General features: G+C 69.8%; 21 protein-coding genes and 1 pseudogene. 10 read left to right on the top strand and 12 right to left on the bottom strand.

Annotation, left to right across the window (positions count from 1 at the left end; all coding sequences use genetic code 11):
- Window positions 1-100: 100 nt before the first annotated feature.
- Window positions 101-1,324 carry a GDSL-type esterase/lipase family protein gene (locus AAW14_RS04620; protein WP_265560171.1) on the bottom strand — a complete coding sequence of 408 codons (1,224 nt, stop codon included), beginning with the start codon at window positions 1,322-1,324 and terminating at the stop codon, window positions 101-103.
- Window positions 1,325-1,508: 184 nt separating this feature from the next.
- Here AAW14_RS04620 and AAW14_RS04625 point away from each other — a divergent pair, with 184 nt between their 5' ends.
- The 4 genes from AAW14_RS04625 (at window position 1,509) to AAW14_RS04640 (ending at window position 4,173) form a co-directional block, all read left to right on the top strand.
- A complete protein-coding gene (locus AAW14_RS04625; RefSeq protein ID WP_265560396.1) occupies window positions 1,509-2,342 on the top strand; it encodes a maleylpyruvate isomerase family mycothiol-dependent enzyme in 834 nt (277 codons plus the stop codon).
- A 152-nt stretch (window positions 2,343-2,494) separates the two neighbouring features.
- Complete coding sequence (locus AAW14_RS04630) at window positions 2,495-3,295, top strand: C39 family peptidase (protein WP_265560173.1); 801 nt, start codon at window positions 2,495-2,497, stop codon at window positions 3,293-3,295.
- Window positions 3,296-3,379: 84 nt separating this feature from the next.
- Entirely contained in the window at window positions 3,380-3,814 is a 435-nt protein-coding gene (locus AAW14_RS04635; protein ID WP_265560175.1) for a hypothetical protein, read from the top strand.
- A gap of 188 nt (window positions 3,815-4,002) precedes the next feature.
- Window positions 4,003-4,173, top strand: coding sequence for a DUF5670 family protein (locus AAW14_RS04640; protein WP_265560177.1), 171 nt, complete (start codon window positions 4,003-4,005; stop codon window positions 4,171-4,173).
- A 63-nt stretch (window positions 4,174-4,236) separates the two neighbouring features.
- On the opposite strand, the gene AAW14_RS04645 is transcribed toward AAW14_RS04640, so the two are convergent.
- Window positions 4,237-4,911, bottom strand: coding sequence for a TetR/AcrR family transcriptional regulator (locus AAW14_RS04645; RefSeq protein WP_265560179.1), 675 nt, complete (start codon window positions 4,909-4,911; stop codon window positions 4,237-4,239).
- A gap of 217 nt (window positions 4,912-5,128) precedes the next feature.
- Here AAW14_RS04645 and AAW14_RS04650 point away from each other — a divergent pair, with 217 nt between their 5' ends.
- A complete protein-coding gene (locus AAW14_RS04650) occupies window positions 5,129-6,106 on the top strand; it encodes an NAD(P)-dependent alcohol dehydrogenase (protein WP_265560181.1) in 978 nt (325 codons plus the stop codon).
- Window positions 6,107-6,270: 164 nt separating this feature from the next.
- On the opposite strand, the gene AAW14_RS04655 is transcribed toward AAW14_RS04650, so the two are convergent.
- Window positions 6,271-7,707 carry a M14 family zinc carboxypeptidase gene (locus AAW14_RS04655; protein WP_265560183.1) on the bottom strand — a complete coding sequence of 479 codons (1,437 nt, stop codon included), beginning with the start codon at window positions 7,705-7,707 and terminating at the stop codon, window positions 6,271-6,273.
- 489 nt (window positions 7,708-8,196) lie between these two features.
- On the opposite strand from AAW14_RS04655, the gene AAW14_RS04660 reads away from it, so the two are divergent.
- Window positions 8,197-8,868 carry a DUF998 domain-containing protein gene (locus AAW14_RS04660; protein ID WP_265560185.1) on the top strand — a complete coding sequence of 224 codons (672 nt, stop codon included), beginning with the start codon at window positions 8,197-8,199 and terminating at the stop codon, window positions 8,866-8,868.
- A 95-nt stretch (window positions 8,869-8,963) separates the two neighbouring features.
- On the opposite strand, the gene AAW14_RS39415 is transcribed toward AAW14_RS04660, so the two are convergent.
- Window positions 8,964-9,158 carry a hypothetical protein gene (locus AAW14_RS39415; RefSeq protein WP_322741008.1) on the bottom strand — a complete coding sequence of 65 codons (195 nt, stop codon included), beginning with the start codon at window positions 9,156-9,158 and terminating at the stop codon, window positions 8,964-8,966.
- 103 nt (window positions 9,159-9,261) lie between these two features.
- Here AAW14_RS39415 and AAW14_RS04670 point away from each other — a divergent pair, with 103 nt between their 5' ends.
- A complete protein-coding gene (locus tag AAW14_RS04670; protein ID WP_265560187.1) occupies window positions 9,262-10,359 on the top strand; it encodes a carboxylate-amine ligase in 1,098 nt (365 codons plus the stop codon).
- Window positions 10,360-10,371: 12 nt separating this feature from the next.
- On the opposite strand, the gene AAW14_RS04675 is transcribed toward AAW14_RS04670, so the two are convergent.
- The 3 genes from AAW14_RS04675 to AAW14_RS04685 all read right to left on the bottom strand — a co-directional run bounded on the left by AAW14_RS04675 (window position 10,372) and on the right by AAW14_RS04685 (window position 12,700).
- Window positions 10,372-10,737, bottom strand: coding sequence for a nuclear transport factor 2 family protein (locus AAW14_RS04675; protein WP_265560189.1), 366 nt, complete (start codon window positions 10,735-10,737; stop codon window positions 10,372-10,374).
- 30 nt (window positions 10,738-10,767) lie between these two features.
- Window positions 10,768-11,940 (bottom strand): FAD-dependent monooxygenase, encoded by a 1,173-nt coding sequence (locus tag AAW14_RS04680; protein ID WP_265560191.1) that lies wholly within the window; start codon window positions 11,938-11,940, stop codon window positions 10,768-10,770.
- Window positions 11,941-12,052: 112 nt separating this feature from the next.
- Complete coding sequence (locus tag AAW14_RS04685; RefSeq protein WP_265560194.1) at window positions 12,053-12,700, bottom strand: hypothetical protein; 648 nt, start codon at window positions 12,698-12,700, stop codon at window positions 12,053-12,055.
- Between the two features lie 470 nt (window positions 12,701-13,170).
- Here AAW14_RS04685 and AAW14_RS04690 point away from each other — a divergent pair, with 470 nt between their 5' ends.
- The 3 genes and pseudogenes from AAW14_RS04690 to AAW14_RS39420 form a co-directional block, all read left to right on the top strand.
- Entirely contained in the window at window positions 13,171-13,944 is a 774-nt protein-coding gene (locus tag AAW14_RS04690) for an alpha/beta fold hydrolase (RefSeq protein WP_265560195.1), read from the top strand.
- 613 nt (window positions 13,945-14,557) lie between these two features.
- Window positions 14,558-14,953 carry a VOC family protein gene (locus AAW14_RS04695; protein ID WP_265560196.1) on the top strand — a complete coding sequence of 132 codons (396 nt, stop codon included), beginning with the start codon at window positions 14,558-14,560 and terminating at the stop codon, window positions 14,951-14,953.
- A 467-nt stretch (window positions 14,954-15,420) separates the two neighbouring features.
- Window positions 15,421-15,780, top strand: a pseudogene (locus AAW14_RS39420) (LuxR C-terminal-related transcriptional regulator); the annotation flags it as partial.
- Here AAW14_RS39420 and AAW14_RS04705 read toward each other — a convergent pair.
- From AAW14_RS04705 to AAW14_RS04725, 5 genes are all read right to left on the bottom strand, one after another.
- Window positions 15,703-17,715, bottom strand: a complete 2,013-nt coding sequence (locus tag AAW14_RS04705) for an ABC transporter ATP-binding protein (RefSeq protein WP_322741009.1) — start codon at window positions 17,713-17,715, stop codon at window positions 15,703-15,705. The pseudogene AAW14_RS39420 and the gene AAW14_RS04705 overlap by 78 nt on opposite strands.
- Window positions 17,712-19,469 (bottom strand): ATP-binding cassette domain-containing protein, encoded by a 1,758-nt coding sequence (locus tag AAW14_RS04710; RefSeq protein ID WP_416223255.1) that lies wholly within the window; start codon window positions 19,467-19,469, stop codon window positions 17,712-17,714. The genes AAW14_RS04705 and AAW14_RS04710 overlap by 4 nt, the downstream gene beginning before the upstream one ends.
- 90 nt (window positions 19,470-19,559) lie before the next feature.
- Entirely contained in the window at window positions 19,560-19,673 is a 114-nt protein-coding gene (locus tag AAW14_RS04715; RefSeq protein WP_265560198.1) for a SapB/AmfS family lanthipeptide, read from the bottom strand.
- 41 nt (window positions 19,674-19,714) lie between these two features.
- Window positions 19,715-22,396: a class III lanthionine synthetase LanKC gene (gene lanKC / locus AAW14_RS04720; RefSeq protein WP_265560199.1), complete on the bottom strand. Its 2,682-nt coding sequence runs from the start codon at window positions 22,394-22,396 to the stop codon at window positions 19,715-19,717.
- A 249-nt stretch (window positions 22,397-22,645) separates the two neighbouring features.
- The gene (locus tag AAW14_RS04725) at window positions 22,646-22,990 is read right to left on the bottom strand and encodes a cupin domain-containing protein (protein ID WP_265560200.1); all 345 of its coding nucleotides are present in this window, start codon (window positions 22,988-22,990) and stop codon (window positions 22,646-22,648) included.
- Between the last annotated feature and the right edge of the window lie 78 nt (window positions 22,991-23,068).

The raw sequence follows: 23,068 nt of genomic DNA on the forward strand, positions 1-23,068 counted from the left end.
CAGTGTGCCGTCGGCCAGGGTCACAGGGGCGGAGGCAACAGCGGGTGCCACCCGGGCAGCGCACCGAAGGAGGTGGTCCGGCCCTGGCCGAGCCGACCGGTCAAGGGTTCTGGGCAGCGAACGGCCCGCCGGTGCCGAAGGCCAGCTTGGTGAAGCGTTCGCCGATGAGGCGATGTGTGGCGGCGTCCGGGTGGAGCTGGTCGGGCAGCGGCAACTCGGCGAAGTCCGCCTCGCCGTAGAGGTCGCGGCCGTCGAGATAGTGCAGGTGCGGATCGTCGGCCGCCCGCTGCTTCACGATCCTGGAGAGTTCCTCACGGATGACGTTGAGCGTCAACTTCCCGACGGCGCGTTCCGCGGGGTCGCCCCCTGCCCGGAACTGCAGCTTTCCGGTGCTGAGGGCGCTGAAGTCCGGGACGCTGGGGCCCGGGGTGTCCTCATGGATGGGACAGTGGATGGGCGATACGACCAGGAGCGGAGCGGTGGGGTGGCCTTCGCGAATGCTGTCGAGGAAACCGTGCACCGCCGGGGTGAACGCACGCAGCCGCATCAGGTCGGCGTTGACCAGATTGATGCCGATCTTGATGCTGATCAGGTCCGCAGGGGTGTCCCGAAGGGTGCGCGCGATGAACGCATCGAGCAGGGCGCTGCCGCCCAGACCGATGTTGATGAGTTCGACGTCGCCGAGGGAGGCGGACAGAGCCGGCCAGGTCGTACTGGAGCTCTCGGCGTTGGAGCCATGGCTGATCGAACTGCCGTGGTGCAGCCACACCCTGCGGTCTCCCCGCGGCACGGCCTCGACGGGAGCGTCGGTACGCAGGGCGACCAGGCGGGTGATCTCGTTGTACGGCAGCCAGATCTCTATGTTCTTCACATGCTCGGGCAGACCGGAGAACCGTACGGTGCCGACCGGACCGGGCCGGGTCTCGGCAGACCCGGTGACCATGTCCACGGTCAGGACGTTGCCGCCGGGTGCGCCGGATTGGCCCGCCGGACGGCCGTCGACGAGCAGGTCGTACACGCCGTCCGGACGGGGCGGGGCGCCTTGGTAGACCGTCTTGGTTGGGAGCACGTCCAACTCGATCGCGGTGGCCCGGGTGCGGAAGACCAGCCGGACGCCGGAGGGCTGGGCTTCCGCCATGGCCAGTTGCCCGTCGGTGGACTGGGCGCGGGCCCAGCCAGGCAGACGGTGCGGGAGCACACCCTGCTCGGTGTGCTCCAGCTCGAGTGCACCGCGCAGCAGGTCCGTGGTGAGTGGTGTGGCGATCCACTTCGTCGTAGGGGGAGTGGTGGAAGAGCCGGGAATCGGGTCGTGCTGATGGTCCATGAGTTCTGCAGCGCCTTTTGTAGTACTCGAGGGTCGGATCGACTTGTGGGTGGAGTATGAATCGACTTCGGGACGATGTGCGAGGAAGGTGTACCCCCGCGCGATGCTCGGACTCTTGTCGTACGCCTCCGTGCCTGATTGGGTGCCCTGCGACAAGAGCATCAGGCACTGGGACGGGAGCGGAATGGAACCGGGGACGCGGCAGGACACCGAGAGCACCCTGCCCGAAGGGCTGGGGCAGGCGATACGCGAGACCGCCGGCGACATCGCCGCACTGCTGCGCGCAGCGGCCGACACGACCGTGCCGGTGCCCGGTTCGCAGTGGACCCTCGGGGAAGCGGCGGCCCACCTCGCGCAGGCCAACGAGCTGATGGCCGACCTCGCGGCGGGCTTCGAGCGCCCGTACGGGGACGGCACGCCCCAGAGCCTCGCCGAGGCCAACGAGCGTGCGCTCGCGGTGTTCGGGGAGCGCGATGCGCAACCCCTGGCGACCATGATCGAGGAGCAGGCGGGCGTCTTCCTCGACGCGGTGGCCCGGTCCGCCGCGGACGGGACCGCGGACCGGACTCTGGGCACGCCCCTCGGTCCCATGGACCAGGCCGTGCTGGCCTCGTATCTGCTCACGCACATGCTGGGTCATGGCTACGACCTCGCTCGCGCGCTGGGCCGGCCGCACATGATCAACCGTGTCCGGGTCGGGCTGTGCCTGCCTTTCCTGCTGGTGGCCATGGAGCGAGTCGCCGACGCCGCCGCCACCGCCGGACTGACGGCCCGCTACACGCTCCGCCTGAGGGGCGGCTCGGCGTTCGGTGTGACCTTCAACGACGGCGCGGTCGACGTGACGCCGGAACCGCTGAACCGCCCGGACTGCACCATTCTCACCGAGCCCATCACGTTCTTGCTCATGGCGCTGGGCCGCCGCGACCCATTGCGGGCCATGGCCCGGGGCCAGGTACTCGCCTGGGGGCGCAAGCCGTGGCTGGCGCCCCGTTTTCCGACCCTGTTCACCGCACCCTGACGCCGCTTCCGTGTCCAGTCGCGATCGCCGGCTGACCTCCGCATGAGGGGTCTCGCCTTCCCCCGTACGGCGCAGCACGGGGGGCCTCCTCACGCTTGATCACATAAAGTCACCATAAGTGACCGATCGTGGTCGACCCGAGGAGGTTGAGCATGCGAGCGAAGCCGTCGCAGAAACGGAGACCGCGAATACGCCGGGCACAACGAATCGTGCAATCGCTGGTCAGCGGCATGGCCGCAAGCACCCTGGTCCTCGCGTCGGGAACGTCAGCTCTGGCGGTGACACCGGCCCCCACGCCCCCGCAGGAGCACACCAGCCGACCGCCGTCGACGCCGACGAGCCCATCGCGCTCGGCCATGCCATCCACGTCATCGACCGAAGTACCGCTGTACGGCATGCAGTTGCGCAATGACTGCGAAGCGGCGGCCCTCCGGATGGTCCTTGCCGCGCGAGGCATCCAAATCGGAGACCAGGCGATTCTGGATCAGATCGGGGTGGACAGGAGTCACTATCAATTCGGGCGCTCCGGAGCGTTGTCCGGGAACCCGTTCCGCGCCTTTGTGGGGGATCCAAACGGTTCGGAGAAAGCCGGTTCCGGATTCGGCGTCTACTCCCCGCCGGTGGCTGCTGCGGCCCAATCCCTGGGATTGAACGTGCTCGAAGCGGGACAGGGCGTCTCCATCAGCCAACTACAGTCCCAGGTTGCCCAGGGGCACCCCGCGATCGTCTGGATCGACTATCTCTGGCGCCGCGCGGCAACCACGACCTACACGGCCTATGACGGAGCTCGCATTCCATACGCCGGGCCTGCAGAACACACCGTCGTCGTCACCGGGATTTCCGGCAACACCGTGACGGTCAACGACCCGGCCCGGGGCAGAGTCTCCATCCCCCTGAGTGTGTTCACCGCCGCTTACGCCACCTACGGGAACATGGCCGTCGTCGTGCAGTGAGCCGATCGGGGCGCGAGAGCCCACCGACGGCCCATGCAGGTTGGGTGTCCGGATGTGTTTGCCGTCGGAGTGACGGGCAACGCGATGTCCATGAGTGAATCGAACAGCGGAATGAATCACCAGCCCGATGCCAAGCCGACGGCCGCATCCAAGGCCCGGCGGGCCGCGGACAAGGCGACCGCTCCGGCTTCGCGGGCCGCGAAGAACGCCGTGGCGACGACGGATGAAGCGGCGTCAGCGGCCAAGGCAGGAGCAGAGCGCTCGGCCGAGGCGGCAGTCCGGACCGTGCGCACGGCGGCCGGCAGCGTGGAAGCGGGCCGTCAGGCGATCGTCGCGAGCGCCGGTCACGTCGCGGCCACGGCCAGGACGGCTTGGACGGTGATCGCCCAGCGGAAGCTCGTCGCCGCCGGTGTCGGTGCCGGTCTGACTGCGTTGAGCGCCGCGTCGTATGCGGTGGGCCGACGCTCGGGACAGCGTACGTACGGTCCCATAACCAGGCTCACCGGCGGCCGGATCTGACTCTTCCTGCGTCGATCGCAGGGCCGGAGGCGAACCTCGTCCTCCAGCGCTGACCGAGCGAATGAAGAGGGGACAACTGGTGGAAGCGTAGCTTTTCGCGAATTCTCCCGGCAGCGGTGAAGAAACCGTAAGCCCCGGATGCTTGTCCGTTCGTCGAGCGGGCACTCGGCCCATTGGAGGTTGTGAAAATGGTTCCTTTGCTTGTCGTCCTTCTGCTGGCCCTGATCCTTTTCGGCGCGGGTTTTGCGCTGAAGGCGCTGTGGTGGATCGCCGTCATTGTGCTCGTGTTGTGGCTGCTGGGCTTTGTCGTCCGGCCGGCCGGAAGCGGCGGCCGAAGGGGGCGCTGGTACCGCTGGTAGTGGCGTACCGTCAGTTCTCCAGTGGGGCCCGGCTGCAGCCGGGCCCCACTCGTCCCGTCTGCGTCAGGCCCCGCCTCTGACCCTCTCGAGACCGTCGAGGATCAGGTCGAGCCCGAATTCGAACTCGTCGCCGTAGTCGTAGCCGGGGCGGAGTACGTGCTCGGTCGTCAGCTCGGCCAAGTGCGGGTACTGGTCGGCCGGGGCCCGTTTCAGGATGGCTTGCGCCAGCTCCGCGGTCTCGTTGTGCCCCTCGAACGGCAGACTGCGCTCCTGAAGGGCGAACCCATAGACGTAGCTGTCGAGGGCCGAGTACGCGTGCGCGGTCAGGGCAACGGAGAATCCGGCTCCGCGAAGGCATCCGAGGACGGTGTCGTGATGCCGCAGCGTCGCCGGACCGGGTGACGCGCGTGATTCCATCAGGCCGATCGCCCAGCGGTGGCGGGACAGGGCACGGCGGGCCGAGACCGCCCGCTGACGCATCGCCGTCTTCCAGTCGTCCTCGAGGGACGGCAGATCGATCTCGCTGAACACCAGGTCGATCATGCCGTCGAGGAGATCTTCCTTGTTGGCCACGTGCGTGTAGAGCGACATCGCCTCGACCCCGACCGCCTCGCCGAGCTTGCGCATGCTGAGCGCCTCGAGTCCGCTCCCGTCGGCCAGAGCGACCGCGGCGTGCAGCACCTTTTGGCGGCTGAGTGGGGTGCGGGGCGCTCGATCGCGCGCGGTCCGCGGTGTCATCCGAATCCTCTCGTCGTCGACCTTGACAACCTTACGTCGTAAGGACGACCCTTACGCCGTAAGGACTACTCCTTACGGTGTAAGGAGCCTCCTCCCGTCGTAAGGACCTGACCAGGAGCGTCGTGATGCACAGCAAGCAGGTCGTGATGCAACGCAAGAAGCCGGCAACCCGGCACAGCCGGATGCTGTGGGCGATGTGGCAGCCAGGGGGAAGACCATGAAGTCGATCGTCCAGGACCGGTACGGGGCGGCGCCCGAGGAGGTCCTCCGGCTCGCGGAGACCGTCACGCCCGCGATGGGGCCGGACGAGGTCCTGGTGAGGGTGCATGCGGCGAGCGTGGACCGGGGCACCTGGCATGCGATGGCCGGGCTGCCCTATCCCGTCCGGACGGCAGGGTTCGGTCTGCGCAGGCCCAAGATCTCCAACCCGGGCCGGAGCCTCGCGGGAACGGTCGAGGCCGTCGGCGCCGATGTGACCGGCGTCGATCCGGGTGACGAGGTGTTCGGCATCGGCGGCGGCGCGTTCGCCGAGTATGCGTGCGTCCGGCCCGGCAAGCTCTCGCTCAAGCCGGCGAACCTGTCCTTCGGGCAGGCGGCCGCCGTCCCTGTCTCGGGGCTCACCGCGCTGCAGGCGGTTCGCGACCAGGGACGGGTCCGGGCCGGACAGAGCGTGTTGATCGTTGGCGCTTCGGGGGGTGTGGGGACCTTCGCCGTGCAGATCGCCAAGGCGTACGGGGCCGAAGTGACGGCGGTGTGCAGTGCCTCGAAGGCCGACATGGTCCGTGCGATCGGCGCGGAGCGGTGCATCGACTATGTGCGAGAGGACTTCGCCGACGGCCGGGACCGCTACGACGTCATCCTCGACATCGGAGGCAACCGTCGTCTGTCACATCTGCGGCGAGCTCTCACCCCGAAGGGACGGCTCGTCATCGTCGGAGGCGAGACCGACGGGCGGTGGCTCGGCGGCATCGACCGTCAGCTCCGGGCTCACCTTCTGTCTCCGTTCGTCGGTCAGAAGCTCGGCACCTTCATCGCGTCGGAGAACGCCGCAGACCTGGTGGCCATCCGCGAAATCATCGAGTCCGGTAAGGTCACGCCCGTCATCGACCGGACCTACCCGCTCAGCGAGGTCGCCGCAGCCGTCCGCCATCTGCTGGACGGGCGTACTCGCGGCAAGCTCGTGATCACCATCTGAGCCGGCCCGTCGGGGCGGGCGACCGGCTCGTCGGCCCTTCACGAGACGCATTTCGTCGGCAGCCCGGATCACCCGAAGCCACGGTCCGTCAGCCTCCCGCGCCGTTCGAACGGCAGGCGGTCCTGCGGCGGACTCCTTGCAAGCCGCCGCAGGACCGGAAGACGTCAGTGCCGCGAGGTGGAGGCGGTGCGGTAGGGAGCGGCGGCGTGTTGGGCTGCGTACAGGAGGGCGGGCTCGATCTTCGGCCAGAAGTAGCTGTCCTGGCAGGAGTACGGAGGCGTGAAGCCGTCGCAGCCCACGCCGTCGCTGTCGCCGATCTCGATGGTGAAGCTGGCGAGACCGAGCTTGTCGTACGTCCAGTCGTCGGTGCCGCCGGAGGCGTTGTAGAGGATCTCGCCGGCCTGGCCGTACTGGTAGCCGGTGAGCGAGGCCATGTGGGCGGCGAGGGCACGCAGGGCGGCGTCGTTGCCGGTGTGCACGGAGGCGTCGTACTCCCAGGGGAAGAGCACCATGCTTGCGTCGCTGTGCAGGGTGATCATCATGCCCTTCGCGCCGGACGGCGCAGGGTCGTTGTCGCCGGTGCCGGTGCGCACCGCGGGGAACAACTCGCGGAAGAGCGTCTCCAGAGCCGTGTTCTCCGCCTCGGAGTCGGCAGCCGGACCACCGTACGTCTGGTCGCAAGGTGCGTCTGAAGTGCCGGCGGTGGCCCAGTGGGTGTCGGTGTTGCGGTTGAGGTCGACGCCGATCTGACTGTAGGCGCTCACGCCGCACCTGGTGCCGTGCGAGTTGTCGGCGTTCTTGCGCTGCAAAACCGGGTTGTTGCCGCCCTGGGCGACGATGTCCACGCCGTCGGGGTTGGCGTCCGGTACCACCCACAGCTCGGTGCTGTCCATCAGTTTGGTGATCGCCGAGTCCTTGCCGTAGCCGTTGGTCAGCGCATCGATCCAACGCCAGGACATCTCACCGGTGGTCAGCTCGCGGGCGTGGATCTGGCTCATCAGGAAGAATCGCGGCTTCGCCGAGCCCGGGCTGAGCGCGCAGTCGTTCGGCTGAAGCCTGGTGATGCAGATCGCTTTGAGGTCCCGGCCGCCCTGCCCGTGCTGCTTGAGCCATGACTGACCGTACGTCACCACCTTTGCCAGATCCGGATGCTGGGTGGCGACTTGGTCCATGTGCGTGTACTGGGCGGTGACGGTGTGGTAGCCGCCGTCGTAGGTGTCGCCCACGGGGGAGGCGTGCGGCGCGGCGGCGCGGGAGGGGAGCGCCTCGGTCAGGGTGGTGGAAATCGCCGGGGTGAAGCCGAGTTGCCGCAGTGCGGCGCCGGTCGCCGTGTCGCCGGAGACGAACAGGTTGTCGCCCTGGCGTCGTTCCAGCAGGTCGTATCCCGCGTCGGCGAGCCGTTCCGCGTCGCGGCGCGGGTGGCGCGTCGGCACGCGGTAGATGATGATCGTCCGCTGTCTGCCGCTGTCCGCGGTACGGGTGGTGTCCGTGCGGTCCGCGGTGGTGTCCGCGTGGGCCCGGGCCTGGGCTGCCTGCGGCAGCAGGGCCGCGGCGACGATGAGGGCACCGGCGGTCAGGCCCGCCAGGCGTCTGTGTGCCATGGAGGTGACCTTTCGTGGGGGGAAAGACTCCTTTCAATATGACATGTCCATGGCGTATGGGACAGGGACGAGGAGCCGGCGGCGGAGGGAGCGAGCGCTCGAGATCTGACGAAGTGTCCGGTCGGTGACAGCGCCGAGTCCGAGCGTCCGGCAGCCGAAGGACGCAGGGCCGTTTCGGACGGGCGGGCCCACGGCCCGAATTGCGTGTCGGCCGGTAGCCCTTCGCCAACCGAACGGTGGTCGAGCCCGGGCGCGTCGATCCCTTCCGGGACATCGTGTTCCTGACGCATACCCAGAACGACTCGTCTTGGTCCACCTTTGTCCTTCGGCGATGCCTGTTGGGCGGTTCGGGTAGGACTGCAGAGCAGTCGTCTGGTTGTGCCGAGTGGTCTGCAGAGGGATCAGTGAAAGGGGCGTGGTGGAGGGACAGCTGAGGCCTCGCGGACGTGTCGTCGTGGTGCGGGGCCGATGACGGAGGGCAGGAGCGGCATGCGCACGTATGCGCTCGGTGTCCGGCAAGGCCGCGTCACTCGTGTGGCGGCGGTGCTGCTCGCCGTGGCGGGCGTGACCTATAACGACTGGCTGCTGCAGTTCTTGGTGCCCACCGGGCTGGACCAGCGCAATTCCTACGTCAGTGAGGTCTTCGCCGCCGATCAGCCCTACCGGGTGGTGTTCGGCGGCATCGAAGTCGCCACCGCGCTGCTGGTGATGTTCGGCGCCCTCCTGGGCGCATCCGTGGCGCCGAGAGGCTGGGCCGTCGCCGGGTGGGGCGCGATGGTGGCGTTCGGGTTGTTTTCGGTGGCCGACGTCGCGCTGCCGATGCACTGCGCGCCCTCGCTCGAGCCGGGCTGTCCCGTCGACAACATCTGGCACACGCTGACCAGCGGCCTGGTCCACTTCGCTCTGTTCGCCTCAATGGCGTCCTTCATCGTCGTCCTCGGCTCGGTTCCTGCAGGACCACGGCTCGCCGGGCGCTGCGCCCGGTGGCTGCTCCCGGCGTCCATGGCCGCGGCCATCTCCTCCGTCGGCCCCTATGTCGGTCGGCCGGGCGGGCAGGGTGTTGCCCAGCGGATCCACCTGGTGACCGTGGCCGTATGGCTCTGTCTGCTGGCAGTCGAACTGGTGCGGGACCGCTCCTGCCCGGAGTCGACCTGCCCCTGACCGGGTGGCGGCGACGAGCCGAAGAGGGCAGTCGGCGCGGGAAGTACCCGGAAGACGCGGTCGGCAGCTTGGACACTTGGGCGGCGGTCGCTGCGTCAGCAGCCCTCGTCGCGGGTGCCCCACTCGAACCGCATCTGATCCCGGCGGACACTGTGCAGCGCGGACGTGTCACGCTCGGCGTGATCGTCGTGCACGGTGACGGCGGGCAGATTCTCGGCATGTACGTGCGCCCCTTCGGCAGCCAGCCGCGTACGGGCCCTCGGTGAGGCGAAGTACCCGGAGACCGGCACGGGTCGCGCGGCAGGTTTGAATCGTTCCGATGGCGGAACTTGCCAGGAGCACGCTGGAGGCAGACGGGGCGGTGCCGGGCGCGGCGGAACGGATGAATCGCTGATGGCGACGGTCGGTGTCGAAGAAGAGTACTTGCTGATCGATCCAGCCTCGGGCCGTCTGGCAGCACGGGGGGAGAAGGTACGGGCCGCAGCCGGGCTGGAGCCGTTCGTCTCCGCCGGGGAGGTCCAGCCGGAACTGCTCCAGGCTCAGATCGAGGTGGCCACCCCGGTGTGCACCACACTGGAGGAGGTCGAGGGGCACCTGCTCCGTCTGCGCCACGCCGTGGCCGTAGCGGCCAAGGCACACGGATGCCGGGCCATGGTCAGTGGCACGCCACCACTGGCGCAGGACCTGCCTGTCCCGGTCACCGACAAGACGCGCTACCAGGCCATGCAGCGCCAGGCCCCCCAGTTGGTGGCCGAGCAGATGGTCAACGGCATGCACGTGCACGTCTCCGTCCCCACTCGCCACATGGGCGTTCAGGTACTGAACGGGATCCGGACGTGGTTGCCCACGCTGACCGCCATGGGAGCGAACTCCCCGCTGTGGGAGGGGCACGACACCGGCTTCGCCAGCTGGCGCACCCTCATCTTCGACCGCTGGCCGGTGAGCGGCCTGCCCCCGCGCTTCGCCGACGAGACGGACTACAGCGTGCGTGCGCGCCGGCTGCTGTCGATGGGAGTGATCAGCGACACCGGCCAGTTGTACTGGCAGGCGCGGCTGTCCGAGAACTATCCCACCGTGGAAGTCCGTTGCCTGGATGTCCAATTGCGCACGGACGACGCGGTGATGTTCGCCGGCTTGGTGCGCGCCCTGGTGGCTACTGAGCTTTCCGAGGCCGGCTCGGGCAGCCGGGCGCCGGAGCCCGTTCCGGAGCTGATGAAGGCAGCCATGTGGCAGGCTGCGCGCTATGGCCTGAGCGGAGATCTGATCGGCCCCGGCGGCAGGCGTTGCCGCGCGGACGACGCGGTGCACCAGCTTGTGGACCGCGTGCGTCCCGCACTGGAGGAGGCCGGTGACACTCGAAAGGTGACCTCGCTCGTACAGCGGCTGGTTCAGGCAGGCACCGGCGCGGACCGGCAGCGCCACGCTCTGGCCGACGGTGGCCTTGCCGCCGTCACCGCCCTGATCACGGGCGGCCTCGAAGCCGCCTCGTGACCTCTGCTCCGTTCAATCGGTCAAAGTCGCCTGGTGGAAGTACATGCGCCAGCCCTGCTCCGTCAGCCGCCACAAGGAGCTCCGCCAGGCCCTGCGCCCCTGGTTGTCGGCAAGATATGTCAGATGAACGACTCCGGGAGCCAGAACGACCCCCGACATCCCGCTGACCTTCACCGGAGACCTGGGTGACACCGTTCCGGCGCTCGTGACGGTGAGCACCGACTCCGCGTCCCACCGGCGTCCCGACGCTCCGAACTCGGTGAATTCCGGATCCAGAAGCTCCGAGACGACGGCCGGAGAAGCACGCACCTCAGGATCGAGCAGCCGCAGCTCTCCTTCAATGGCCGCTTGCACAGCAAGCTCCCGCTCATCGGTCATGCAGGAACCCTACGGGCCTCGAGGGTCCGCTCACCCGGTGCCGTTGGAGACGGTGCGTATGTCGATGTCCCACTCGAGCTGCGGAATCAGTGTGTCGTCGCCGGGGCGGGGAGCGGGCGTTCCGCGGCCGGTAGGGGACGGGGTGTGGGTGCCCCGGGAGATCTGTCCGCTGACGGTGACGTTGTGCTCCACCCGCGGGCGGCGGCACGCTTCGTAGACGGAGAACGCGCTCGCCAGGTCGGGCGCATCCCGAAGGGACTTGGCGAGGACGACGGCGTCCTCCAGCGCCATCGAGGCCCCTTGGCCCGTCGCCGGAGAGGCCGCGTGCGCGGCATCGCCGATGATCACCGTCCGCCCGCAGCACCACGGCGTCCCGAGCGGTATCTCGGTGGCGTTCGTCACCATGATGCCGTCGGAGGAAGCCGCGACGATGTCCGCGGCAGGGGTGGCGTCCTTGCTCAGCACCTCGACCAGTTGCCGACGCCATGGGGAGGGAGTGCGGTGCGTGAGTTCGTCGGCGAGCAGGGCTTCACCGGCCACCCGGGCGAACCAGTACGTCTCCCTCGCCGGCGAGACCGCGTAGCCGAAGGCGGCCGTGCTGCCTCGAACCATGGTGATGTGCCCGGTCTCCTCCGCTGCAGGACCGTTGCGGGTGTACCCGTAGAAGACGCGCTGCCCCGCGTGGACAGGCTGCAAGCCGGGGGCGATCAGCCGCCGGACGGTCGAGTGCAGACCGTCGGCACCGATGAGCAGGTCACCGGTCGCGGCACTGCCGTCGGCGAAGCGGGCGGTGACCCGGTCCCTGCCGTTCTCGACGGAGACGAGCCGGGCCCCGTGCGAAAGACCTATGCCCCGCCGCCTGACCTCGGCCTGCAGAGCGGCGTTCAACTCGCCGCGGCGCAGGCACCGGTACTGCAGGAGGGCGTTGTCGGCCTCGCCCAGGGGCGCGTGGGCCAACTCGCCGCCCCGGTCGTCCAGAAGACGCATCGAGCGCAGCGGAAAGCCGATCGCGGTGACCGCGTCGGAGGCGTCGAGCTGCGCCAGGGCACGCATGCCGTTGCTCGCCAGGGTGAGGAAGGCCCCGATGTCCTCGGCCGTGTCCGGGTGCGCCTCATGCACGGCTACCTCGAACCCGGCCTTGTGCAGGGCCAGCGCGGCCGCCGAACCGGCGATCCCGCCACCGATGACCAGTGTCCGTGTCACGTTCCACTCCGCTCTCATGCGAGGGACCCCCTCGAGCCACAGCCGCGTACCAATGCCGGCGCCCGCCTCGTACGGACGGCGGGCGAGTTCGGCAAGTGTGCAGCCAAAGGTCCTACTCAGCTTCCCCGGGCGCCTCGTCCTGGGCCGTTGTGGCCGTCCGCTCCGCAGCGTCGGAGGCGGTGTAGTGGACGGAGGCGCCCTGCTTGGTGCGCTGTGCCTGGTTCTTGGCCACGAGTCCTTCGAGGGTGTTGCGTACGACAGTGATCTTGATGCCGCGGTCGGGATGAGCCTGGCCGAGCGTGGTGGCGACGTCCGCCGCGGAGCGTGGTTCGCTCTGTTCGGTGAGGTGGCTGCGGACGAGTTCGACCAACGTGGGCCGGGCCGCCTTCGCGGCTGCTGTCTTGTCGGCCGGCTTCTTGGGGGTCGACCTCTTGCCTGCCGTACGGCTCTGAGTACCGGCGGATTCCTTCGCTCGCGTTCGCTTGCCGACGGGCTCGGCAGAGTTCTTCCTTCGGGGAGTGGGCACAGTGGCGCTCTCCGACGTGGCTGCGGGCAGTACCGGCGTGGGTGGGAGGCCCAGTGCCTGTTGCACGTTCACCAGCACGGTGTGGTCATGCTGCAGGGCGGACAGTTGCTCCTGAAGGGCGGCGATGTCCGCGCTGATGCGCACCTGTTCCTTGGCGTTGCGTTCGAGGTCGCTTGTCACCTGGGCGGCGTACTGAGATGTCAGTTCGGTGTTGGCGTTGGTGTTCTGGGACATGAGTTTTCCTTTCTTCCGGTTTTCCCGACCGGTGTGCGGGCTGTTGCGCAGATTGTGGAACCAAGCGAACACACGTTCCCGGGCTGGTGCCCGAAGGGTGATGGCGGTCACTGCTGCGAGCAGTCCGGTGTGGAGATGGTACGGATGGGTGGAGCCTGTTGTTCCTCTTGAGTGATGTCTTTTCCTCAACCTGAGAATCAGAGTCGCGGTGAGCGCCGCCTCCCAGGCTCGCCGCCGAGGCAGTTGTTGCGCGGGTGAAGGCGGGTCGCCAGGGACCGGGCGAGCGCCGTTGTCCCGCCGGCCGGCGCGAGCGGTTCGAGCGGCCTCCATACGGCGACGGCCGGGTCGTCGCGGCCAACCACTGCGAGCATGCCTACGACCAGTGGTCGGTCGACGAAATGCTGGAGAGGCTGTCTCGGGGCCGACTACCGTACTCGCCAGTAATCGGACCGAACTCCAGGAGGCATCCCATGCCACAGCTCGAAGTCGACGGCGCGGCACTGACGTACGACGACGAGGGGCCCCGCGACGGCGACGGCACACCCCTGGTGTTCGTCCACGGCTGGACGGCCGACCGGCACCGCTGGGACCACCAAGTGGAGCACTTCTCCGTCGAGCGCCGGGTGATACGGCTCGATCTGCGCGGACACGGGGAGAGCGGTGGCTCGGGGTCGCGGACGATCGGGGAACTGGCCCGGGACGTCCTGACCCTCCTCGACCATCTGAAGGTCGATCGTTTCGTCCTGATCGGCCACTCCATGGGCGGGATGATCGCCCAGACCATCGCCCTGGGGCACCCCGAGCGTGTCGAGCGCCTGGTGTTGGTCAATTCGATCAGCCGGATGACCTACAGCCGGGGCAGGGGCCTGCTGATGACGGTGTCCACGCTTGTTCCCTTCAAGTTGTTCGTCGCCGCCAACATCCAGCGTGCCTTCGCCCCCGGGTATCCCCGTGAGGAAGTCCGGGAGCACATCCGGGCCTCTTCGGCGACACCGCGCGAGGTCGTCATGACGTGTTACGCCGCCATGCGGGACTTCGACGTCCTTGACCGTGTGGGCGAGATCCGCGTGCCCACGCTGCTGGTGCACGGCTACCACGACGTCCAACTGCCCGTGAAGCAGATGCTGCGGATGGCGAAGGCCTACCCGGACGCGGTGGTCCGTATCGTCGACGCCGGCCATGAACTGCCGGTGGAGAAGCCGGCGGAACTGACCGCGGCCCTCGATCGATTCGTGACAGCCTGACGAACGCGCGGCTCCCCTCATCAGTCACGATCCGATGGCCTTCACCAAGGTCCGGAACCTTGCGGCACCGAAGCGGTTGCCGAAGTGTCCCCCTGCGTGCGACCGATCCACGGTGGTGGTCGCCCGTGCGCAGGGTGCCGCCGTGTGCCGTGTCGGCGGCCCTGCCGATCCGGTGGGTGGTGGGGGAAAGAGCGTGCGCGGTCACCGAGTACCCCGGGGGCGCGGAGCATGTCGCGGTGGCAGTCGAGCCGAGCCCGGCGACTTCCGTCACGGCAACGCACCGCGCCGGCCGGTCCTGCGTCCCGGCCGCCGAAGAATCCGGCCTGTAGTTGGCGACACGCCGACGGGCCTGCGCACAGCACGCGCCGCGGATGCCATACCGTCGTGACGGTCAGCGGCCGCTGCACCGTTGCGGCCTGATCGCCGCGCAAGCCGACTACGTTCCGGTGACCCAGCTCGAGCCGCCCCCGGTTTTGATGCACCCCCGACGAGCGGAGGGTGGCACGAAGGAGCGGAAGCCTCGGTGGAGAACGACCAAGCGAAGACGCCTGGCGATGAGGCAGGGCGACCGGCTGAACCCCCGAGGACCCCCCGAGGACCAGTGTTCGGATCGGTGGTGTTGTTCGTTCGCGACCTCGAGCGCTCCATCGACTTCTACCGTGAGTTGCTCTTGATGAACGTCACGGTTCGTGCGACCACAGCAGCCCTCCTCGTCGGGACGGACGACGTCCAACTCTACTTGCGGGGTGTCGGCGCCAACGCCGAGCATTTCGTCGGCTCCGTCGGGGTGCAGTACGTGGTCTGGGTGGCCGACGGCTTCGACGATCTCCGACGGTGCGAGGGCGTGCTCAGGCGCTGGTCGTCCTACGTATCCGCGACCGACCGGACGGCCGGTGGATTCGCCATGCTGGAAGGCCGCGACCCCAGTGGGATTCCGGTGGTGATCGTGTATCCGGGAGCGGACCAACTGGCACGGCGCGAAATCCTGGCCCGGATCTACGCCTCGTAGCAGGCCGTCCACGCGACCGCCCACCGTGCCGGGGCCCTCATCCGCCACAGGCCCGGCTTTGAGCCGGTGTCCCGGCCCACCGTCACGCGCGGCCGCTCCAACCGGGGAGGCGGACGCTGCGCCGGGCGCACGCCGGCGCGCACCCCTCGGCGCGCGCCCGGCGCCGAAACTCCTTCCGGACGTCGCCGCCATGGACCTGTGAGAAGGGCTGAGAGGCGGAGACGTGAGAGAGCTGAGAAGGGGCACGCGCTCCCACGGGACACGAGGTAAGCAGAAACGATCGGCCGGATGAAAGGGCAGACGTGATCAAGGTGCTTCTCGTGCACGATACGTATCTGGTGGGAGCGGTGCTGGCACGGTGGTTGAGCCTGGAACCTGATCTGTCGGTGGTGGAGGCCACATGGCGCACCGCGCCGGGTCGGCTGCGCTCCGCGCGGCCCGACGTGTGTGCCGTCGACCTCGACTGTATGGACCGTGGCTTACCCTCCCTGGCGGCGCTCAACGGCCGGGGCGGCCGCGGTGCGTCGACGCCCCGGCTGCTCGTACTGGCCGACGCGGACCGGCCCGGTCTGCTGCGGCGGGCGGCGGAGGCCGGGGCTCGCGGTTACGTCGCCAAGGAGAGTGCGCCGGAGCGGCTGGTGGCGGGGATCAGACGGGTTGCGCAAGGGGAGAGGTTCGTCGACGACTCGCTCGGTTTCGGCTTTCTGCGTGCGGCCGAGATGCCCCTGACGCTGCGGGAGCTGAGCGTGTTATCCCTCGCCGCTGCCGGTGCCTCCGTCGCGGAGATCGCCGGGAACCTCCATCTGTCTCATGGGACCGTACGCAACTACCTGGCGTCGATCACGCGGAAGACCGGGGCTCGCAACCGCATCGACGCCATTCGTATCTCGCAGGGAGAGGGATGGCTCTGACCACGCCGGGGCACGTCCCGGCGTGGGTGACGACGTGCCCACCAGATCGCGGTAGAGGGCGGAGCGGCGCAGCAGTTCCTGGTGGGTCCCGCAGAGGGTCTGCCGACCGTCCATCACCAGCACCCGGTCCGATCGCCGGGCGGAACCGGTGCGGTGCGCGACCACCAGGAGGGCCCCGCCCGGGCGTTGCGCGAAGGCCCGCTCCACCCGCTCCTCGGCCACCGCGTCCAGATGGCAGGTCGCCTCGTCGAGCAGAGCGAGCGGGGCCTTCGACAGATAGGCCCTGGTCAGGGCGATCATCTGGCGTTCGCCCGCGGACAGCGCGGACGGCTCGATCTGTGCGGCGGGGCCGCCCAGCCGGGTCAGGAATTCCATGAGGCCCACCGCGTCCGCGGCGGCCAGCAACTCCGGCTCCGGCACGGGGTCCGGCCGCAAGTGGCCCAGGTTCTCGGCCAGCGTTCCCGTGAACACGTAGGCCTCCTGCGGGATCACCACACGATGCGCGGCGGCGAGAGGTCCGGGCACCTGCTGCCCGTACACCTCGATGGTGCCGCGGTCGGCCTCCAGAAGGCCCGCTATGAGCCCGGTGAGCGTGGACTTGCCGATTCCGCTGGGGCCGAGGACCGTGAGGTGTTCGCCCGGCCAGAGGCACAGGTCGAGCCCGTCGACGACCGCCTCCCGGGCGGCGCCGTAGGAGAACGACAGCGAGCGTATGACCAGGGCGGGGGAAGGTGTGTGCGGACGGGCCGCGACGACGCGGGGCACGGGGGCGCAGATCTCGCCTTCGGCGGGTCGGGAACTCGGTGCCCGGCCCGCGGGCGGGAGAGGTGGAGCGGACGCGCGTGGGGTACCGGACGGAGCCGTCGGCCGCCCGGTCCGGGACGCAGGCCCTCGGGAACGGGCCTCGAGGGCCGACCCTGCCCCGACCAGACGGTCCAGGACCACGGCCAGACGGGAGCCGCTGGTTCCCAGGCCGTGGACGAGGTTCTGCAGAGCCGGTAGGAGGGACTGGGTGAGATAGGCGAGCGCACCGACCAGCGCGCCGACGCCGATCCCGTGGTGCAGCAGCCAGGGAGCGGCGATCAGGAGCAGTACGACCGGCAGCTGGCCGCCGACGGCGAGCGCGGCGACCCGGACGGCCCCCCAGCGGGCGAGTGCCAGGGCGGCGCGCAGCTCGCCGTCGACCCGCATCGCGGCGTCGGCGCCCACCTGCTGCTCCGCACCCGCCGCGGTGACGTCCCGCAGTCCGCCGCCCACCATCCCCAGGTGGGCGGCGATCGCCTCGTCCGCGACGAAGAAGGACCGCTGACGACGCGCCAGCGGACGGAGCGTGCCCACGAACAGTCCGATGCCCAGCAGCAGCGGCGGCGCGACGACCAGCAGCAGCGGCGGCGCGAGCGAGCACAGCCCGACAAGCGCGCCCACCGAGGTGAACACGAACGACCGGGAGACCATGACCAGACCGGCGAAGGTGTCCCGGGCCAGTTCCACCTGTTGTGTGAGCCCGGACAGCGCCCCGCGGTCCCCCTCCCGCACGCCCCTCCCCACCACCTGCCGCACCAGGCTGTCGCGCAACGGCTCGGCCAGCGCAGCCACGGCGCCGTACACCCGCCCCGCGCCGAACGCGCCCGCGAGCACGGCCAGCGCCGCCAGCCCCAGCCACGCCAGCCCGACGCCCGGATCTCCGGCGAGAAAGCCGTCGTCGAGGGCACGGGCCGGGGCATACCCGGTGCAGAAGGTCTGCGCCGTCTCCAGCACGGACCAGCCGGCCAGCCGCACAAGCGCGCCTCGGCGGACACGCAGAAACCGCAACCCCCGCCGGTACACGCCGGGCGGAGTCGGCGGAGTCATAGGGCGCCGCCCTCGTCCGACGTCCCGGGCGGGCCGTCCGGCTCGAAAACCCGTCGGTACTCGGCCGACTCCCACAGCCTGGCATGGGACCCCGTCGCCCGGATCCGGCCGTCGTCCAGCCAGACGACCGAGTCGGCGCGGGCGGCCGTGGCCGCCCGGTGGGCGACGACGAGCCGGGTGCGGTCGGGTGTGCTCGCCAACAGCGCGTCCGTGACCTGTCGTTCGGTGACGGTGTCCAGACTCGAGAGCGCGTCGTCCACGACGAGCAGCCGTCCCTCGTGTGCGAACGCCCTTGCGAGGCCGAGACGTTGGGCCTCCCCGCCGGACAGCGGAGCGTCGGCGCACCGTGTGTCGTACCCCTGTGGAAGCCTGGCTATGAAGGCGTCGGCGCGGGCGGCGCGCGCTGCTTGCCGGGTCCGGTCCCGGGTGAGCCCGGCCGAGCCCAGGGCGATGGTGTCCGCGACTGTTTCGCCGAGCAGGGCGGGGCGTTCGAAGGCGTGCCCGACGGCGCGCCGCAGATCGGTACCCGTCACCTCGGTCAGGGGCACCCCGTCGAGCAGGACCGTGCCGTCGTCCGGGTCGGTCAGCCGGCCCGCCACGGCCGCCAGCAGCGACTTGCCGGCGCCCGAGCGGCCCACCACGGCCACGGAGGTGCCACCTGGGACGACGAGGTCGACACCGTCCAGCACGGTGCGCCCGCCGCGTCGTGCGGTTACTCCGCGCAGTTCCAGCCGGCCCGCTCCCGGCGGAAGACGCCTGTCACCGTAGCGGAGGGCGGGTTCGGCGAGAACCTCGCCGAGCCGGGCGGCCGAAGCCCGCGCCCGTGCCAGCCCGGACAGCGGGGCCACGAGTACACCGACACCCGTGGCAAGGGCCGCATAGCGGGAGGCCGCAACCACCTCACCGACCGTCAGCTCGTTCCGGGTGAGCAGAATGCCGCCCGCTGCGACGACTCCGAGTTGCAGCAGCGGTGCGATCGCGACCGCTTGGGCGGCAGCCCGCCCCTGAATGCGCCACATGTCGTGCCCCTGCCGGGACAGTTCGGGCAGCGGTCGCAGGACACGAGCCGTGTCACGGTCGGCCGTTCCGGCGGCGGCAATGGTGCGCGCGCCGCCCACGGCCTCCGCGAGTGCCTCGGCGATACGGCCCTGTACCTCCTGGTAGCGGGCCGCGCAGCCCGTGGAGTCACGGGCGAAGGCCCGCAGCAGAAGGATCAGGAGGGGCGCACCGCCGAGCAGGACGGCGGCGAGCCGGGGTTCGATCAGGCCCAGGGCCACCAGTGCTCCGGCCGGAAGGGCGACCGCCGCGGTCAGGGCCGCCACGGCGGCGGGCGCGGATCCGGCCTGAGCCGCGTTGCCGACGAGTCGTGCCACCAGGTCGCCCGGACCGAAGCGCAGGCCAGCCCGCGGACCTACGGCCAGGACATGGCCGGTCAGCCGTTCGCGCAGCCATGCGGTGGTGCGGGCGTTCGTGGTGCCGTCCAGTACGGTTTCGACCGTGTCGAGCAGCGCCGACAGCAGCACCAGTGCGGTGCACAGCAGCACCCAGCGGGCGGCCCGGCCATCTCCCGCATCGGCCAGGAGCAGGTCGAGGGCCCTGCCGAGCGCGGCCGGCAGCAGCAGGCTCGCCGCCGCCGTCGCCGTGCTCACCAGGCACAGCACCACACAGACGACGGCACTGTGGCGGACTGTCTCCCGCAGCAGCGCGGCACCGGTCACCGGAACCGTCCCGGCGTTCTCACGCACGTTGGCCATCCCGCTGGGGCCTCACATCCCGTGGTGTACGGAGCCCCGGGCGGCTCCTCCTCGCGGCGGGCCGCCCGGGGCAGTGAACGACGGTTGCCGTCAGACGCAGAGGATCACGCTGGCGGCGCTCACACAGGACAGCAGGCTCACCATGCTGCCGCCGCCATGCGTGTGCTCTTCGGACTCCATCGTCTGCAGGTCGAGCAGGGCCATGATCGTTCCTTTCGTCGTGTTCCGATGGGGACGGGGTTGTGTCACGACCGCGTGGGATCCGCGGCCGCGTTCATGGTCCGCCGGTGCGGCGGCAGGAAGGGCAGATGAGCGGGGACCGTCGGGTCGAGAGCCGCGCCGAGCGCGAGCAGGCACCCTGCCGTTCCGGTGCCCAGGTCCATGGACAGCCGCATCATCTGGTGCCCCGGGAAGGCCAGTTGGCCCTGGTAGGACATCGCGAACCAGCTGAGGCCGGTGACATGACCGGCGATGTGTTCGCCGGTCGCGCCCGGTGCGGTGGTGCGGCTGAGGTGCAGGAGCAGCCCGGCACTGCCGGCGAACAGGCAGGGCTGTACATAGAAGCGGGCGGTGGCGGCCGCCATGATGCCGGAGCGGGCTCGTTCGAACTCCTCGCGCCTTTCACCTCCGTGGGCGAGATAGTCGTCGAGGACCATGCCGATACCCGCGCTGCCGTCTCCGAGGTAGGGCAGGGTGCGCCAGCCCTCGTCGACCTCGAGGCCTCCACCGCGTTGCACCACGCAGCACTCCAGATCGCGGTGGAGTGCTTCGCCGGCGGCACCGAGCAGTGCCCGGTCGCCGGTCGCCTCGTACCGTCGCAGCAGCAGCAAGGCGGCCCCACTCGCGCCTCGCAGGAGTCCGGAGCGCGGCTTCGCCTTTCCCGGGCGGGGCTCGGCCAGGCGCTCCATCAGCAGTACCGTGGCCTCTGCCGCGCGTGACTCCAGCTCCGGTTCGCCCGTACCGCGGGCCAGATGATCCAGCACCAGCCCCAGCCCGGCCAGTCCCGACCTCAAGTCCGAGGACAGCCGCTGCCACCGCTCCCGCAGTACGCCCTCGAGCAGATCCAGCGCACGTTGCCGGTGGCCGAGCAGGTCAAGGACGTAGGCCACGCCCGCCAGGCCGTCGTACAGGCCGAGCGGAGTACCCGGGGGCACCGGATCGGTGTGGTCGAGCAGCCACCGCTCGCCCTCCTCGTAGCGCTCGGCTCCGGTCTGCGCCAGCGCGTAGAGCACGCCCGCGGCGCCGCACTCCAGTCCCAGCCCGCCGCCGTCGGAGAACTGGGCGATGTCGCCGGGGAAGAGCCGGTCGTCCCGCTCCGGTGTGGCCGAGGCCAGAAGCGCCTTGACCATGGAGTCGCGGCTGTAGGGCCAGTCGCCCGGCTCGGCGAGCGAGGCGAACGACAAGGAGGACCGGGCGGGCAACACCGAACCGACGTCCCCGGAGGACCGCCGCCCCCGACCTGTTTCCTGCCGTGCTGCCGTGACGCCTTCGCGGGTGATCTCCGCGACCGCCTCGTCCAGGAATCGCCCGGGCAGGTCCGGGAACTGACCGGCGATCACTTCGGCCAGATGGGCGGCCTTGCCACGGTCGACGACGAAGAGTGTGGTGAGGGGCATGAACAGGGAAAGCCTGAGACACGCCAGCGCATAGCGATCGACCTCCGTGCCCGTGCGGTCGGGCGGGGCGAAGAAACCAGGATGGGCGACGACCTGGCGTCCGTTCTCCTCGACGGGCGCCGCCGCTTCGAAGTCGAGGAGAAAGACCGACTCCTCGTCCGGGCCGATCATGATGTTGAACATGTGCAGGTCGTTGAAGACGATCCCGCGCGCGTGCACCGCCTCCACCGCCTGCTCCACGGCCCGGTGGATGCGCAGGGCCCAGTCGGTGTACGCGCGGACCTCCGCCGGGTCCGGGTCCGTCGTCAGCAGCGGATGCCGCTCGGCGTAGAAGGCGTTGAGCGGGCGGCCCTCCAGGAAGTCCATGACGAGGAACCTGTGATCGCCGAGGGAGAACCAGTCGCGCACCTGGGGGACCACGTCGAGCCCCGCAAGTCGCTCGAGCGCCTGGCGTTCCCGCTCGAGTCGGGCGACCGCGTCGGCCCGGTCGGCCGCCAGTCCCGCGTGCGGGCGACCTTCCTTGAGGACCACTTTGCGGCCCGTGCGGGTGTCCGTGGCGGCATAGACTCCGCCGCCGTTGGAGAAGTGCAGTGCCTTCTCGATCCGGTACGGCAGATCGCCGACGGTGGTCGCGTTGCGCGCCGCCAGCTGCGGTGCCAGGAATTCCGGCAGCGTCACCCACTCCGGCACATGAAAGGAAGGCTGACGCCGGTCGGGCACCAGCCGGCCCGTTCCGTCGTGCATCGCCGGGACGAGCGAACCGCGGTCGTCGACGACGTACATGTGGGCGAACGCGCCGTAGCGCACATACAGCGGCCCGTTCTCCCAGCGCAGGTCGGTCAGGATGTAAGGGCCCTCCAGGCCCTCCAGCCGCGCGCCGAGTTCACGCAGCACCTGGTGGAGCTGCTCCTCGTCGGCCGGGTAGAGCGTGACGAACTTGCCGCTCGTGCCGCGGGCCGCGTACTTGGCATTGCGCAGGTGCAGCAGGTGCGGAGACGGCACGAACTTGAAGGGAATCCGACGCGGCACACAGTAGTCCCAGACCTCTGCCGCGATCCGCTCCGCATGTGCGAGGGTGGCGGAGGCGTGCACCTTCCAGCCCTGAACCGGTGCCGGCTGCGGCCGGCCGTCCGGACCGACCGGCGTCAGCGTCAGCCAGTCACCCACCTGGTCCGCCCGCCATCCCTCCGGCACCGCGCGCCGGGCCGTCCGGTACGAGGGCGCCGCCTCCTGCGGGTCCGCCGAGAGACGGTCCGGCCTCTCGTAGAAGTCCTTGTCGGCCAGCGCGTACACCTCGTACCGCTCGTCCATGCCGCTGCCCCCTTCCGCGCCCATGTCACCCGCGCCGTGTGCTGTTGAGCCTTCCACCTCGCATGGGGCGGCCGACAGTCACGAGTGTCAGGAGGTGTGGGTCACCTCTGTCATGGAAGGGCCGTGAGGAACGCATACGTCACCGCGCATGCCGGAGGCCGGCCGGCAGCCCGGCACCTCGGAGGACCTCTCACGTGGTGACCGTCACCGAGGCGGACCGGGTGTGGGCCGTCGAAGGTGTCCTTGCGCTCAGAGGCTGATCGCGTACGCCTTGCGCAGCGTCTCGTGCACCGTCCACGTCGTACGGTCGCCCTCGCGCAGCACGGCCATGTCGCCGGGGCCGACGCGCAGCGTCCCACCGCCCTCGATGTCGATCGTCGCGGAGCCGCTGATCACCACGAACAGCTCGTTCGCCTCGGTGTCGGTCACGACACCGGGTGTGATCTGCCAGATGCCACGCACCTGTCGGCCGTCCTCCGATTCCCAGATCACCTTGCCGGTGACCTCGGGCGTGCCGGAGACGATCTGCGCCGGGTCGAGCGTCTCCGGTTCGAGCACGGCGTCGGCGATACGGACAACGAGGCTGTGGGTCATGCCCGCGACCCTAGCGGGGCCTTTCGTAACAGGTCCGCGGACAGGTTGTCGGGCATCGGACCGGGTCGGAAGACACTT

The sequence above is a fragment of the Streptomyces hygroscopicus genome (assembly GCF_026168105.1).
Lineage (GTDB): Bacteria > Actinomycetota > Actinomycetes > Streptomycetales > Streptomycetaceae > Streptomyces > Streptomyces hygroscopicus_D.

Coding starts and splice junctions, on each gene's coding strand:
- AAW14_RS04620 (WP_265560171.1), bottom strand. CDS start 1,324: ATGGACCATCAGCACGACCCGATTCCCGGCTCTTCCACCACTCCCCCT.
- AAW14_RS04625 (WP_265560396.1), top strand. CDS start 1,509: ATGGAACCGGGGACGCGGCAGGACACCGAGAGCACCCTGCCCGAAGGG.
- AAW14_RS04630 (WP_265560173.1), top strand. CDS start 2,495: ATGCGAGCGAAGCCGTCGCAGAAACGGAGACCGCGAATACGCCGGGCA.
- AAW14_RS04635 (WP_265560175.1), top strand. CDS start 3,380: ATGTCCATGAGTGAATCGAACAGCGGAATGAATCACCAGCCCGATGCC.
- AAW14_RS04640 (WP_265560177.1), top strand. CDS start 4,003: ATGGTTCCTTTGCTTGTCGTCCTTCTGCTGGCCCTGATCCTTTTCGGC.
- AAW14_RS04645 (WP_265560179.1), bottom strand. CDS start 4,911: ATGACACCGCGGACCGCGCGCGATCGAGCGCCCCGCACCCCACTCAGC.
- AAW14_RS04650 (WP_265560181.1), top strand. CDS start 5,129: ATGAAGTCGATCGTCCAGGACCGGTACGGGGCGGCGCCCGAGGAGGTC.
- AAW14_RS04655 (WP_265560183.1), bottom strand. CDS start 7,707: ATGGCACACAGACGCCTGGCGGGCCTGACCGCCGGTGCCCTCATCGTC.
- AAW14_RS04660 (WP_265560185.1), top strand. CDS start 8,197: ATGCGCACGTATGCGCTCGGTGTCCGGCAAGGCCGCGTCACTCGTGTG.
- AAW14_RS04670 (WP_265560187.1), top strand. CDS start 9,262: ATGGCGACGGTCGGTGTCGAAGAAGAGTACTTGCTGATCGATCCAGCC.
- AAW14_RS04675 (WP_265560189.1), bottom strand. CDS start 10,737: ATGACCGATGAGCGGGAGCTTGCTGTGCAAGCGGCCATTGAAGGAGAG.
- AAW14_RS04685 (WP_265560194.1), bottom strand. CDS start 12,700: ATGTCCCAGAACACCAACGCCAACACCGAACTGACATCTCAGTACGCC.
- AAW14_RS04690 (WP_265560195.1), top strand. CDS start 13,171: ATGCCACAGCTCGAAGTCGACGGCGCGGCACTGACGTACGACGACGAG.
- AAW14_RS04705 (WP_322741009.1), bottom strand. CDS start 17,715: ATGACTCCGCCGACTCCGCCCGGCGTGTACCGGCGGGGGTTGCGGTTT.
- AAW14_RS04710 (WP_416223255.1), bottom strand. CDS start 19,469: ATGGCCAACGTGCGTGAGAACGCCGGGACGGTTCCGGTGACCGGTGCC.
- AAW14_RS04715 (WP_265560198.1), bottom strand. CDS start 19,673: ATGGCCCTGCTCGACCTGCAGACGATGGAGTCCGAAGAGCACACGCAT.
- lanKC (WP_265560199.1), bottom strand. CDS start 22,396: ATGGACGAGCGGTACGAGGTGTACGCGCTGGCCGACAAGGACTTCTAC.
- AAW14_RS04725 (WP_265560200.1), bottom strand. CDS start 22,990: ATGACCCACAGCCTCGTTGTCCGTATCGCCGACGCCGTGCTCGAACCG.